Genomic DNA, 13587 nt, shown 5'->3' on the forward strand with positions numbered 1-13587 from the left:
AGAGAGTAATCTTATGTCTGAACAATTTATCAAGTCGAAGGCCGCCATCGCTTGGGGGCCTGGCCAACCGTTATCGGTCGAAGAAGTGGATGTCATGCTGCCTAAGGCTGGTGAAGTATTGATCAGGGTCATTGCGTCAGGAGTGTGTCACACCGACGCTTTCACCTTGTCTGGCGACGACCCGGAAGGCAAATTCCCCTGTATTTTGGGTCATGAAGGTGGAGGTATTGTCATGCAGGTCGGTGAAGGGGTTACCAGTGTCAAAGAGGGTGATCATGTTATCCCGCTGTACACTCCAGAATGTGGCGAGTGTAAATTCTGCAAGTCCGGCAAGACGAACCTCTGCCAAAAGATCCGTGAAACTCAGGGCCAAGGCCTAATGCCTGACGGCACCACGCGCTTCTATAAAGATGGCAAACCTATCTACCACTATATGGGCTGCTCGACATTTTCGGAGTACACCGTATTGCCAGAGATTTCACTGGCAAAAGTAAATCCGGCTGCGCCGTTAGAGGAAGTCTGCCTGCTGGGTTGTGGGGTCACTACTGGTATGGGCGCTGTGATGAACACCGCCAAAGTTCAAGAAGGCGATACCGTTGCGATTTTTGGTCTTGGGGGTATCGGCCTTTCGGCGATTATCGGCGCCACCATGGCGAAAGCTTCACGAATCATTGCCATCGATATCAATGAAAGCAAGTTTGAATTATCCCGCAAACTGGGGGCGACGGACTGCATCAACCCCAACAACTACGATAAGCCAATTCAAGAAGTCATTGTCGAACTCACCGAGGGCGGTGTGGATTACTCCTTCGAATGCATTGGCAACGTCAATGTGATGCGCTCCGCTCTGGAGTGCTGCCACAAGGGCTGGGGTGAATCGGTCATTATCGGTGTAGCTGGTGCCGGCCAGGAGATCTCCACCCGTCCGTTCCAGCTGGTAACAGGCCGAGTCTGGCGCGGGTCCGCATTCGGCGGCGTTAAAGGACGCTCCGAATTACCAGACTACGTAGAGCGCTACCTGAATGGCGAATTCCAGCTCAACGACTTTATCACCCACACCATGAGCCTGGATGACATCAATAAATCTTTCGATCTGTTACATAAAGGCGAAAGTATCCGCACCGTCATTCACTTCGATCAATAACCAGCAATGATCAATTGGGCCATCTCTTGGAGGTGGTCCAATTAGGGCTATCCAGCATGTCTATTGAAAATATCAGTGCCAACCGGAGTTTTGGCGGCTGGCACAAGCAATACCTTCACGACTCACAGTCACTAAACTGCAAAATGCGTTTTGCTATTTATTTGCCACCGCAAGCTTCACAAATACACAAGGTTCCGGTGCTCTACTGGCTGTCAGGTCTGACCTGTACCGATGAGAATTTCATGCAAAAGGCAGGAGCCCCGCAGATTGCCTCCGAACTAGGGATAGCCATCGTTGCTCCCGACACCAGTCCCCGTGGAGAATCTGTTGCCGATGATGAAGCCTATGATCTGGGGCAAGGTGCTGGATTTTATATCAACGCCACCCAAGCGCCCTGGAGCCGCCACTACCACATGTATGATTATGTGGTGGAAGAACTGCCGGCACTTATCGAGACCACCTTCCCTGTGACAACACAGCGGGCCATTGCAGGACATTCAATGGGGGGCCATGGTGCACTGATGATCGCCCTACGCAATCCGGCAAGTTATATTTCCGCATCAGCCTTCAGCCCCATTAGCAATCCTTCTCAGTGTCCGTGGGGGCAAAAAGCCTTTGAAACCTATTTAGGCAAAGATCGGGATAGTTGGCGAGACTACGATAGCAGCGAACTGCTCAAAAATGCCGAGAAGCCTGTGCCGATGTTGGTGGATCAAGGGGAAGCCGATAGCTTTCTTGTTGAACAGCTGAAACCCGAGACGCTCGAAGAAGCTGCCAAAGCAAGCAAATACCAGCTCCAACTTCGCCGCCATTCTGGTTATGACCACAGCTATTACTTTATCGCCAGCTATATTGAGGATCATCTTCGGTTTCATGCCCAGCATCTCAGCCAGACATGCCCAAACTAATAAGTAAGGTCAAACATTACTCCAAGTCCACAGCTGCAGGGAAAGTTGTGGGCCTGGTGATCTATTAATTTTCTAGCTATTTAACTCACGCACCACCATCAGCCTCTCCTCGGTCATATCCGCAATAGCCCAGCGTACCCCTTCCCGACCAAGGCCCGAATCCTTAACACCACCATAGGGCATATTATCTACCCGCCAGCTGGGTACATCACCAATAACTACACCACCCACTTCCAAGGTATCCCAGGCTTGCTGGGCTTTGTAAAGGTCACGAGTGAATATGCCAGCCTGCAGACCAAAGGCACTGTCATTCACCTTGTCTAAAACATCATCAAAGCTATCGAAAGGCTCCAGAATTGCAACTGGGCCAAATGCCTCCTGTTGTACAATGGAGCAGTCATGGGGCACGTTTTCCAATAGCGTTGGATCAAGCATGGCGCCATCTCGTGTACCTCCACAAAGCAGGGTTCCCCCGGCTTGAATCCCCTCTTCCACCCAGGTATGCAAGCGGGTAGCCTCTCCCTCAGAAATCATTGGGCCAATAAATGTATCTTCTGATCGAGGATCGCCTTTCTTAAGCTTTTTGGTACGCTCAACCAGACGTCGCTTCAGGTCTTCATATAGACTGCAATGTCCATAGATCCTCTGGACGCCGATACAGCTTTGGCCCGACTGATAGAAAGCACCGAAAATCAGCCTCTCTACAGCATCATCAAGATCTGTATCCCGATCGATAACGCAGGCTGCATTACCTCCCAACTCCAAAACCACTTTCTTTCGCCCCGCTCTGGCCTTTAGGTCCCAGCCCACCGCCGGTGAGCCAGTAAAGCTGAGCAGTTTGAATCGATCATCCACAGTAAACAGCTCTGCTCCCTCTCTATGGCAAGGCAATACAGAAAAGGCACCTTTCGGCAGCTGTGTTTCGGCCAGAACTTCAGCGATAATCAATGCCCCTATGGGCGTGCGGCTTGCAGGTTTCAGTACAAAGGGGCATCCAGCAGCGATGGCAGGCGCCACCTTGTGAGCAGCAAGATTCAAAGGGAAATTGAACGGCGATATAAATGAGCATGCGCCCACCGGTACTCGCCTGATATATCCACGGTAGCCCCGTGAGCGCTTGGATATCTCAAGATTGATAATCTCACCATTGATACGCACTGCCTCTTCAGCGGCCACATGAAATGTATCGATTAGACGCAGCACCTCGCCCCGCGAATCATGAATCGGCTTACCAGCTTCAATACACAACGCTTCGGCCAGCTCTTCAAACCTTTCACGAAAACGTACAACACAATGCTGTAAAACTTCCTGGCGGGTGTAAGACGGCAAATTAGCCATCGATTTTTCAGCCAAAAGCGCCCAGTCGATGGCACTGTCAATAACCTTGGCATCAGCCATTGCAACCCGGGTAGCTAGTTTCCCTGAATACTTGTCAGTAACTTCCAGATCGGTGTTGGCATGCACTGCTTCATTGGCCAGGTAGTAAGGGTAAGATTCTTGCAGCAAAGTAATATCCTTTTACTTGATGTCTTGATCTATCAAGAGCGCCCCAACGCCAGATACAGCATTGTGCCCATCGTCGGGTATAGATGACCCGCAGGCATATATCAAATGCGTGTCCATTGGCTTATTAGTTTTGCTACCGGGGAAGGACTTTCTTACTCGTACAAGCTAGATATGATGAAGAAGGGATAGAAATAGTGGAGTCTTGTGAAGTTGGGGGCAAGCGCCCCACAACTTCATATTGACTGGGAACCAGCTACTTTTCGGTTAACCACATGCCAACAGGCTCATAATTAAACTTCTTATATACCGCCTTTTCGGTATCCGGGTTATCACTCTTCTTATCGATGTTGTATACGGTCCAGTTCAGTTCGTTGACATTGAATTCGATCACTGCATATCCATAGATATTACTAACAAAATCTTTGATATGTGGGTTATTGACCTGAACCCCGCCATTTAGCAATGATGTAAACACACTGCCAACATCAATACCTTTCTCAATCGTATCGTTCATATTGGGAGAAGATATGGAAGGGGTCATCAGCTCAACGCCAACCAGGTTGTCGTAGTCCCAGTTGCTAATTTTGCTGAAATCAACTTTCAGGTATGAAGCGATACTGGAGTGGAGATCCCCTGTCAGCACTACAAAGTTATCGACATTGCTGTCCTTAACAGATGACAGGATCTTTTCCCGCTCCCACTGGTAACCATCCCAGGCATCATAATTGGCGTACACCAGCGAGCGCCCCAAAATAGTACCAGCCAATTGTGCCAGCAAAGTCTGGTTGCCCCACACTTTCCAGCGGGCATTGGAGTTAACAACTCCATCAATCAGCCAATCCCGCTGAGTCTTACCCAGCATGGTTTGGGTATCTTCTTCATAATCTGTGCACCAGTAGTTTTCCCAAGCTGTACCATCCTTGCACGGCTCCTTGGTTCTATAGGTGCGGCTATCTGTCATATACAGATCAACCAAGTCACCGAACTGGAAAGAACGATAAATCTGTAAGTAGTCAAAAGCGTGGCTTGCGGATTCATCGACTTTTACCCGTGCAGGGACATATTCGATCCAGGCCTGCTGAGCATCGCGACGCAACTGGCGCAGCTGGTCAGGGTTATTATCGCCGGTCTGGTAGGGATGAGATGGCACACCCAGAGTATCCCGCTCGTAATCCCAGTAAGCATTGTCTGCAGTTTCATGATCATCCCAGGTGATGATAAATGAGTGCATTTCCATCGCTCGCTGCAGGTTCTTGTCCTTGCGATACTCTCTGTAAATATGACGATAGTCCTCAAGATCCATCGCAACAGAGCCGCCAGAAGGCAGGGAGAGTGAATGCACTATCGAGCTTTCAAAGCCTTCGTATTGGGCATATTCATAGATAAAGTCACCCAAATGCAGTACGCAATGTACATCTTCGTCCGCGATATGGTTGTAGGCGTTGTAATAACCGGTGGTGTAATCCTGACAGGTAACCACAGCCATCTTTAGATTCTCTAGGCTACCGGTAGGCAGTGTGTGACAACGCCCAACACGGCTACTGATAGTCCCGTATTTGAAGCGATAATAGTAACGTTGGTCAGAAGATAAGTAGCCTTCCAGGTCAATGTTAACGGTGTAATCACGGTCTGCCGTGATATCGCTAGCATTAATCTCAGCACTTAGAATTGGCTGGGTAAACTCCTCATCCAGCGCGACATCTACATACAGAGACTGACCCGCGATATAGGAGTCAGGGTTAATGTGCGTCCAAAGGACCACTCCAGTTTGACTGGGATCTCCCGAGGCTACTGATAAATCAAAAACAATTCCGTCGTTGTCAATTTGATCAGCAAATGTGGTGCCGCCCAGTACAAAACGTGCATAGGTTTCACTATCAGTGTCCGCGAGAGAACGGACCGTAAAGGGGGTTAAAAGTGCAACCCCCATAGCCTGGACAAAGGTTCGGCGGGAGATGGTCATATATAAACTTCCTGTTATCGTACGTATGAAGAATCGGAAAGGGAGCGGATTCTATAGAAGAACGTACCAACAAAGAAGTTTGACTTTTTAGCTAGTAATCTCTTTTTCTCTCAAAATTAATACTTATGGAGTTAATACACAAAAGTCAGATTAAGGGAAGCAAAATCCCCCTCTCTATCGGCTATAAACATGAAAACTTAGCGTTGTTAACCATTAGCAATCTGAAATCATCTCTGGCCTGAGATAAGCAAAGGCGTGCTGTACATAGTCGGCTTTACCTAAGGAAACACCTTGAGCTCTCAAGATTGCATAGGCCGTGTTGATATGGAAATAAAATTGAGGTAGCGCCCAGTCCCTGGCATATTGCTCATTAGTCATATCGAAAGTCATCCCGTTCGGGAGCTTAATCGTCACAGGCTCACATACTGCTACCATCACTGTTTCTGGCGTAACGCTTCTTAAAAATGCCAGTGCCTCTCGAATTCGCTCTTGAGCTTCGGGAATAGATCCGGGGTTTTCACCAGCTCCCTGCCCTTCACGAGCCAATTGCTCCAGAAAATCTGGAAGCGCACGCCGCTTCAATCGAAATATTGCCTCTTGCGCCTGTAAGCAACTAAACCGAACCTGGGATGATAAGGGAAACATATCTGGAGCAAGCCTCGCTTTAAGGAGGGCTTCAGACTCATCTTCTGGCAATTCTGTTTTTGCCTTATCCAACCAACTAGAAAGTGCTTCCAATAGTTGTATATACGTAGGTAACAACAAATCTGTCAGGTTCATAATATATTTCCACTAATTTTTATTGATAAGCGACAAAATATATCTCTGGTACCATTCTAAAATAATAAGGGAGGCACAAGCATCATTTAGTGTCTTCTTGCCTCCATGTCTAAGCTAAATTCATAAGGCGTCAACTCGAGATAAATAAATGCTCAGGATACTCAGATATATTGCTGCTAGTTTAATGGTATTGGTGTCACTAGCGAATGCTGAATCTATTGACGTCGCAGTTAATGGCACGCTAATGCGTGGATTCGCCCTCGAAAAACACATGCATAAAAACCATGCCACTTTTGTACGAGAGGCTAAAACGGCGTCGATCTATCGCATGTGGTCAGTTGCAGACAAATACCCCGCAATGGAAAGAGTTCTCAACGGCGGCACATGGATTACACTGGAGATCTGGTCGATTCCGCAAGCCAACTTGGTCAACCTATTAGAGGAGGAAGCCAAAGGATTGGTTTTAGGTAAAGTTGCTTTAGCGGATGGAACACAGGTATTAGGCATACTGGGTGAAAACTATATTGTCCAAAACCAGAAAGATATATCCAAGTGGCATGGCTGGCGAGCCTATGCGGAGAGTATGGGTATGAGTAGTAATAAAACCGGTCAGTAGCACTAATATCAAATATTTGATTTAGACAATCGAAATGAGTACACATACAGAAGTCGCGGTAAATGGACCATTGATGCGCGGCCTGGAGTTAGATAAAAACTTAATACAAAACAATGCAACATTTGTTAGGGAGGCTAAAACAGAAGCCATTTACCGGATGTGGGCAATCAAAGGCGAATATCCTTCCATGCAGAGAGTGCGTACAGGTGGAACATGGTTCAACGTTGAAATCTGGTCCTTACCCAAGGCCAACTTAATTGAAGTGCTTAATTTAGAAGCGGCGGGACTAACTTTGGGTAAAGTAGTCTTAGAAAATGGCGTGCAAGTTTTAGGGATATTAGGAGAAAACTATTTAACTCAGCAACAAGAAGATATTTCCCGATTTCATGGATGGCGCAACTATATACAACAGAAATCTAAAAACTGACTTTGAAGCTGCTTTTATTTAACCCTAAACAATATCATTAGGTAGACAATCCACTTAGTCTATATCCTTGGGCGGTATAGCTGCCTACCACGGCACGGTATTCCCACCCACTCTAAGCACCCTGCATCCAGAATTGTTACTACCGCCCCACCTCTCGAGTCTTCGCAAAAGGCTATATTCGTGGGTCGTTTACCACAGGTGGGTATACGTTCGGCCACCCTTCCCTCACCATCAAGAACGGTCACATCACCTTGGCCAAACACTGCACAATACAATCGCCCGTCACTACCGAAAGCCATCCCATCTGGCCCTACAAATCCCTCTGGCGCCCCAACAACTACATTGCCGAAAAGCTCCCGTTTGGGGTGCGTTAACGAAGCGAGATCGTAGCGGTAGATATTACCGCTAATAGTCTCCCCTACATACAGCTGGCCCCGATCATCAATGGCAATACCGTTGGGAAAACGCAATCCGGAATCAAGCTGTCGCAACACATCTCCATTGCGAGGATCTATCTCTAATACCTGTCCATAGTAGCGACAAGATCGGCAATCAGCTCGAATCACCTGCCCCTGAACAAAAATATCCGGGTCAATCCCGGAGTCTGTTATGTAAAGTAAGCCATTATCACCAAAAACCAGATCATTGGGCCATAAGTAGGGCTGATCTTCTGGTCCGTCATAAGCTTCAATAAGATCACCATTTAGCCCCATGCGAACAAGCTGCTTACCCCCTCCATCTGCAATCCATAAATTGTCATACCCATCGATTGCCATGCCATTAGGTCGCCGAGCAGGATACCCTATCTGTTGGTATTGCCCACGCAAATCAATACGGCTTATACAGTTCCGGCCAGCTGCCATTTCGGTGACATAAATGTAGCCATCAGGCAGGCAAACGGGCCCTTCTGGTTCTTGTAAGTCTCTACATAGTACTTGTCTTTCCATGCTAACGACCACAGACTCGAGCTGGTTAAAAAGGCATCATTTGTGATACGAGGGCGTATCAACGCCAGGAGGGACTAGTCCAGCCAACCTAATACGTTTCGCCAAAGACTCTCCTTGAACTCCTTTCGGAAAAACCCAAAGTGGCCTATTGATGTATTTCCAATAGAGCTGGTTTGAATAACCTCAATATCTGTATTCGCATTACAGTAAAAATCTCGCAATGCATGGACAGCCTTCTCTGGTGCAAAGTCCTTATCGTCATCTATAAGCAGGAACTTCATATCACACTGCAAGCGCTCGAATCCCTCACGAATCGGCCGACCATGCTGATCGACAACGTAATCCTTATGTCGAGCCCAGTAAGCCCATTCACGAGCTATTCCTGCAGGTAGGTTCTCTCCCCCCCAAAGTACTCCAGGCACCCATCCCAAAACATTCGATAGCAAAGGAAATGCGCAGTACCATCCAAACAACAGCTTTGGCTGATACCTTGCATCCCAATGCCCCCAATAGCCACTCTGAGAAGAAACACAATACACACTCGCAAATCGGGTATTATTTGATGCAAGACCTACAATTTGACCACCGACACTATGGCAAATGCAGTGCCACTCCAAGCTTTTAGCTCGTTTGCTACACCAGTCAATCACTGCCGCCAAATCTCTCTCCCCCCAGGCTCTTAAGGTCAGCCGTTTGTCCCTTTGATTCTCGATAGCGGACTTACCGATACCTCGGTAATCATAAGTAAGAACCAAATAGCCATTCCGAGCTAAGAAACAAGCAAAATCCCGATAGTAGCTCTGCTTAACCGCCATAGCAGAATTAATAATGATGCCAGCTTTAGGCGCCTCAATAGGGGAGAATAGCCTTGCACCAAGCACTATCCCATCGTTAGTGGGGATTTGCTGTGCCTCAATCATTTATTCAAAGGTTCCCCCGTGTAATTCAACACAAACTATTGGGTAAGTTAAAATTCCGCCCAATACTTCCGGTCTATCGCATGAGAGGTAATTAACAAGTTGATCCCTAACAGGTATTTCCTCCTTCCAAGAGCAGTAAATTGACTTGAATATTCACTTCTCGACATTTACCACCCCCTAAAGACTAGAGCAAGTTAAAAGCCTTAATTATATAGCCCTATATAATTAGATTTGATGTTCCAGTTTATGAATTGAAAGGAGGTAGCTTTACCAAAAAGTCAAATAACATGGCAGACTATTGCTCTAGCTTTCCACTATTTCACCTGCAAATGTCCACGTGAGCTGCACAAAGATATACCCTGCCAATAATCCTCATATTCACTATCAAAAGTGCTAAAACTTCTAAGTACTCTAAAATGCAAGGATAAGGTTTGATAGCCGATCAATCCAGTCGCCAAGTTAAGGAGATTCGATTTATCGCTCACCTTATATTCCACCTGATTCACTTAAAATGATTTTGAGCTATAGACAACAGGAAGTTTAGGTGCATGTCCGATCGATTCAGTATTATTATGCCATGCTACAACGATTCTGACCTTCTGTATAACCTATTACAAGGCTACACTTTACAAACCTTTCCAAAGGAAAATTTTGAAATCATTATTGTAGATAACAACTCGCAAGACCCCAACATCCTGTCATGTTACAACCAGTTTAAGAACCACCTTACTTTAACTTTACTATTCAGACCTCAATTACCAGACCCATTTGCACTTAACTCGGCGCGAAACTTAGGGGTAAAGATTGCTAAATACGAGTGGTGTGTATTTACAGATAGTGATTGTATCCCCGCCCCGAACTATCTGGCAGAGATTCAAAAAATAATCAATGATTATGGGCCTAGTATCTGCATGACCGGGATAAGGGAATTTATTCACTCTAAAGATATTGACCCAGCAGAAATGGACGGCGACGGCAAGTACCTTGATGCATACCCTAGATTTAATAGCCCATCAAATTATGGGCTCAGTAAAGATAGGCGCCTAGGGAAAATAGAGCAATTACCCAATACAGAACACCCCTGGGGGCACTTTTATGGCTGTAATATGGTGTTTAAAAGGCAGGATGTCATTAAAGTTGGTTTTTTCGATGAAAAATACGATGGAACCTGGGGTTACGATGACATAGACCTGGCTTATCGAGTTATCAATGAGCTCAAAGTTCAGCCAATTTTTATGAAAGAAGCCATTGTCTACCACCAAGACAACATAAATTTAACAGAGACAATCAATGGCAAGAGGAACAAAATTAAAGATTTGAGCAACCCAAACTATCAATATATCTGCAAGAGAATTTCCGGGTATTATGAGTTTAGTAATCGCGAATTCAAACGATTTGGGCTAACAACTACTGCAAGCTAACAATTGACCTGAGTGACCAACTTAAACGCGCCTAAATATTATTATACATTTTTCAAGCATCTATCAGATATCTGATAGTTCAATCTCGCTAGAGAAAGATTTCAGAAACAGAACAACCTTATCAAGAGAGAAAATAGCTTCATTAACAGCAACCTCAATATGATAACCATCAGAAGCTTTACTAATAACAAAAACCAGTGCATCTCTTGTGATTGAATAGGTCGCGATACAGTCGACCTCTCGAGCAGGCAAATAACTAAATGTAAAGTCTTCGTTGATACTTGATGTAACTTGTTTCTCTACTTTTAACATATTGAGGAGTACCATTGCATAATATGCAATGTGGTACCTTTTCAATAGGTATATTTGATACCTAGAGAGTTTATTTAGAGAAAAATAGAAACCAGACGCCGTATTTCCTACCCCGGCCAGTCTTTCACCCTGATCCGGAATGTTGTGAATAAACTCTTGGGTAATCAATATGTTTGCTCGCTGCCTTTCGAAAGTACTGACAAAATTATCTATAAAAGATTTCAAGACATTTTCGAAAGATATCTCGCTAGATTCAACTTTAGCTGACACCAATACGATGTCATCGAGATCTCCTTTTATACAACCCTTTTCCTCCAAGAGAAATGGATTTGGCTTGCTCTCCTTCCTATTAAACATTCTCAGACTTAAACCTATAAATATAGCTTGAGCCAGCCCTATAACTCGGTGAAAATTTGAGTATTGCCCATTACCCTTATATATATGCACTATTGAAGAGCAATATGCATCTGACCTTTCCTGATCTTTCTTCAACAAGCAATTGGCATATTTAGAAAAGAGCAGGCCAGTGTAACCGGAAAAAAAGTCATGATTTGCTATAAAGCATACAGATGTGCTATCAAAGTGTATGTAGAAGGGGATCTTTTCAACCTCCAACCTCTTATACAGGGCCTTCCTTCCAACGACACCTGTCAGCTCTTCCCTCAGCGCCTCTATCTTTTCTAAGTAAAAGCGTTTCGGGTGAGGCGCGGTAGTCAATGCAACTAAGTCATAGAGTTTGTCTAGACAATCAGTAATTTCGCGCTGGTCACTTCTAGTGACAACATTTATAAGCAGAGTAGATACACTGCCATAACCTTTTAAGTGCTGCTGGACAAAGCTCTCTGGCGCTTCTATCGGCGTGAATAGTCTGGACAGAAAGTTGGATTTATCAGCCACGATATCACCTTAAAAGGGAGGGTTTGCCACTTAAATCGATCACATATCATTTAAATTTGGTCAACTCATCTTATGGCCCCAATTACTTCAAGAGTTTCCTTTTAGTAACTTAGCATAAAGAAGACGTAGAAAAATTTAATACAAGCAGTGACTATCAGCCGACAACTCTTAACACAAATGTGTTTGTCCTGGGATCCGTATCTAAGTAATAATTAAAGCAAACTACACGCCCATAGATTCCTGAAAGAGTTATCGCAAGACGCATATTTAATCAAGTTAATTTATTAAATTTAAAGCTAACGAAGCCTTATCCGATGATAATTTTCACCATCTAGAAAATTGGTATACCAAGCTGCGAAAGTGGGCCTACAACTCTTTAAGATTGCCTTATCCTCACTTAGAGATAATGAAGGGAGCGATCAATATTCAACCTTAGATGGTGAGGCTTTACTGTTACAAGTTTTTAGCCTTACCCTAAGCCAGGCTGAAGCCCCATATTGATGCCAACTCCATAAAGGCTAGGTGGCGCCAATAAAAATCGTGAGATAGCTACACCTTGTTGCTCAAATACTGATTGCCAAGCGTTCATGCTTTTCATCACTTTCATTGTAGTAGCAACATAAATTGAGGTTACTGATCATCAATGGCCTCATACCTTGATATTCAGCGCGCCCCAGTCGCTTCAGTGCCCGCTAAATAGATGTGTGCTCTTCACTATCTTTTAGGTTTCATTTATGGGGATGGCGCTGATTATCAAGGTATAAATATATATTTCTTGAGCTATTGGTGGTTATTATTTTTAATACTATTTTCTGTATCAATAGGCTTTAACGGAAAGACCATTTGTGCAAGTTAGCGATCATTGTGAGCCAACAACTGAAACCCTATCGTTGCGGATGTCCGGTATAATCTGTTGCTGCTATGGTAATTTTCATACCACTTTCGAAACTGTGCAAATTTTAAGAATTTGAACTCACCCGCATTAGGGTCAAAATAATATGTGGTTTTATCTGCAGTGGGCTCAATCCTGAATGCTGTTGCATGTGCCCACTTAGCCCCAGAAAACCTTAACATGCTATAAATTGTTTGTGTCTGCTGGGTAAAGCATTGTTCTGCTTCAATGCCGTCAAACACAATGGAAAATTGTTCTTTTAAAGGGGGATTTCCAACCTTGTCTTTTTGTTTTGAGGCCTTCCCTACATGAGTTATATGCTTGAAGCCTTGAGACTCCAAATACTTTTGGGATTCTTTTATCATTTGGAAACCCTTTAGTGGATCTCCCTCAGTTCCATCTTTAAATTTGAATCGATACATGGAGGCAAAACGTTGAGCAACTACTGCCACTTTCGTTTTGTCAACGTCTCCTCCTGTAGACAATGCATCCTGAAGACCAGATTGAAGCCCCTTACTAATCCAACTTACCGCTAGAGCTTCACAAATTCCGCCCTTAGAATTTGGGTGCTTTTTAAGCATACTATTGTAATTGCCCTGGTTGAAACTCCAAGTTTTCTGACCTCCAAAATTGGAGGCTCCAGCATCATTTGGCATAGTTTGTCCTTACCACAATATTACATATTACATTGCTGATTCTATTTGTGAATCATGCAAAGAATATGAAAGGTAAATTTTGCAATGCTTAAAGCAACCATTATTTGGTGCAATAAGTCGTCTTTGCTCTAGCCTGAAACGTATTTTGAATTATGCAGATAAGGAAACTTCAATTTCCTTTAAGTCCGGACAGGCAAG

The 13587-nt window shown here is 44.8% G+C and carries 12 protein-coding genes; 5 read left to right on the top strand and 7 right to left on the bottom strand.

The window, feature by feature from the left end:
* Positions 1 to 13 precede the first annotated feature (13 nt).
* Both ACJJII_RS18320 and fghA read left to right on the top strand, forming a co-directional pair.
* Entirely contained in the window at positions 14 to 1144 is a 1131-nt protein-coding gene (locus tag ACJJII_RS18320) for an S-(hydroxymethyl)glutathione dehydrogenase/class III alcohol dehydrogenase (RefSeq protein WP_444917244.1), read from the top strand.
* Positions 1145 to 1200: 56 nt separating this feature from the next.
* Positions 1201 to 2052, top strand: a complete 852-nt coding sequence (gene fghA / locus ACJJII_RS18325) for an S-formylglutathione hydrolase (protein WP_444917245.1) — start codon at positions 1201 to 1203, stop codon at positions 2050 to 2052.
* A gap of 72 nt (positions 2053 to 2124) precedes the next feature.
* Here fghA and ACJJII_RS18330 read toward each other — a convergent pair whose 3' ends face one another.
* The 3 genes from ACJJII_RS18330 to ACJJII_RS18340 form a co-directional block, all read right to left on the bottom strand.
* Positions 2125 to 3558 (bottom strand): aldehyde dehydrogenase family protein, encoded by a 1434-nt coding sequence (locus tag ACJJII_RS18330; protein ID WP_444917246.1) that lies wholly within the window; start codon positions 3556 to 3558, stop codon positions 2125 to 2127.
* Between the two features lie 253 nt (positions 3559 to 3811).
* The gene (locus tag ACJJII_RS18335; RefSeq protein ID WP_444917247.1) at positions 3812 to 5521 is read right to left on the bottom strand and encodes an alkaline phosphatase D family protein; all 1710 of its coding nucleotides are present in this window, start codon (positions 5519 to 5521) and stop codon (positions 3812 to 3814) included.
* Between the two features lie 213 nt (positions 5522 to 5734).
* Complete coding sequence (locus ACJJII_RS18340; protein ID WP_444917248.1) at positions 5735 to 6301, bottom strand: DUF1993 domain-containing protein; 567 nt, start codon at positions 6299 to 6301, stop codon at positions 5735 to 5737.
* Between the two features lie 148 nt (positions 6302 to 6449).
* Between ACJJII_RS18340 and ACJJII_RS18345 the strand changes: the two genes are divergently transcribed.
* Positions 6450 to 6917, top strand: a complete 468-nt coding sequence (locus tag ACJJII_RS18345) for an allophanate hydrolase-related protein (RefSeq protein ID WP_444917249.1) — start codon at positions 6450 to 6452, stop codon at positions 6915 to 6917.
* Between the two features lie 34 nt (positions 6918 to 6951).
* Positions 6952 to 7344, top strand: coding sequence for an allophanate hydrolase-related protein (locus tag ACJJII_RS18350; RefSeq protein WP_444917250.1), 393 nt, complete (start codon positions 6952 to 6954; stop codon positions 7342 to 7344).
* A 59-nt stretch (positions 7345 to 7403) separates the two neighbouring features.
* Here ACJJII_RS18350 and ACJJII_RS18355 read toward each other — a convergent pair whose 3' ends face one another.
* Both ACJJII_RS18355 and ACJJII_RS18360 read right to left on the bottom strand, forming a co-directional pair.
* Positions 7404 to 8291 (bottom strand): SMP-30/gluconolactonase/LRE family protein, encoded by an 888-nt coding sequence (locus ACJJII_RS18355; RefSeq protein WP_444917251.1) that lies wholly within the window; start codon positions 8289 to 8291, stop codon positions 7404 to 7406.
* Between the two features lie 74 nt (positions 8292 to 8365).
* On the bottom strand, positions 8366 to 9211 hold the full coding sequence (locus ACJJII_RS18360) for an alpha/beta hydrolase family protein (protein ID WP_444917252.1): 846 nt from the start codon (positions 9209 to 9211) through the stop codon (positions 8366 to 8368).
* 548 nt (positions 9212 to 9759) lie between these two features.
* On the opposite strand from ACJJII_RS18360, the gene ACJJII_RS18365 reads away from it, so the two are divergent.
* Positions 9760 to 10632 carry a glycosyltransferase family 2 protein gene (locus ACJJII_RS18365; protein WP_444917253.1) on the top strand — a complete coding sequence of 291 codons (873 nt, stop codon included), beginning with the start codon at positions 9760 to 9762 and terminating at the stop codon, positions 10630 to 10632.
* Positions 10633 to 10695: 63 nt separating this feature from the next.
* On the opposite strand, the gene ACJJII_RS18370 is transcribed toward ACJJII_RS18365, so the two are convergent.
* Together ACJJII_RS18370 and ACJJII_RS18375 are read right to left on the bottom strand one after the other, a co-directional pair.
* Complete coding sequence (locus tag ACJJII_RS18370; RefSeq protein WP_444917254.1) at positions 10696 to 11841, bottom strand: hypothetical protein; 1146 nt, start codon at positions 11839 to 11841, stop codon at positions 10696 to 10698.
* Between the two features lie 852 nt (positions 11842 to 12693).
* Positions 12694 to 13389 carry a YopT-type cysteine protease domain-containing protein gene (locus ACJJII_RS18375; protein WP_413662119.1) on the bottom strand — a complete coding sequence of 232 codons (696 nt, stop codon included), beginning with the start codon at positions 13387 to 13389 and terminating at the stop codon, positions 12694 to 12696.
* Between the last annotated feature and the right edge of the window lie 198 nt (positions 13390 to 13587).

Source organism: Microbulbifer maximicatervae (SeqCode), from assembly GCF_052467825.1.

Bases quoted from the DNA above. Each gene is read 5' to 3' on its own strand.
- ACJJII_RS18320 (WP_444917244.1), top strand. From the start codon at position 14: ATGTCTGAACAATTTATCAAGTCGAAGGCCGCCATCGCTTGGGGGCCT.
- fghA (WP_444917245.1), top strand. From the start codon at position 1,201: ATGTCTATTGAAAATATCAGTGCCAACCGGAGTTTTGGCGGCTGGCAC.
- ACJJII_RS18335 (WP_444917247.1), bottom strand. From the start codon at position 5,521: ATGACCATCTCCCGCCGAACCTTTGTCCAGGCTATGGGGGTTGCACTT.
- ACJJII_RS18340 (WP_444917248.1), bottom strand. From the start codon at position 6,301: ATGAACCTGACAGATTTGTTGTTACCTACGTATATACAACTATTGGAA.
- ACJJII_RS18345 (WP_444917249.1), top strand. From the start codon at position 6,450: ATGCTCAGGATACTCAGATATATTGCTGCTAGTTTAATGGTATTGGTG.
- ACJJII_RS18350 (WP_444917250.1), top strand. From the start codon at position 6,952: ATGAGTACACATACAGAAGTCGCGGTAAATGGACCATTGATGCGCGGC.
- ACJJII_RS18355 (WP_444917251.1), bottom strand. From the start codon at position 8,291: ATGGAAAGACAAGTACTATGTAGAGACTTACAAGAACCAGAAGGGCCC.
- ACJJII_RS18360 (WP_444917252.1), bottom strand. From the start codon at position 9,211: ATGATTGAGGCACAGCAAATCCCCACTAACGATGGGATAGTGCTTGGT.
- ACJJII_RS18365 (WP_444917253.1), top strand. From the start codon at position 9,760: ATGTCCGATCGATTCAGTATTATTATGCCATGCTACAACGATTCTGAC.
- ACJJII_RS18375 (WP_413662119.1), bottom strand. From the start codon at position 13,389: ATGCCAAATGATGCTGGAGCCTCCAATTTTGGAGGTCAGAAAACTTGG.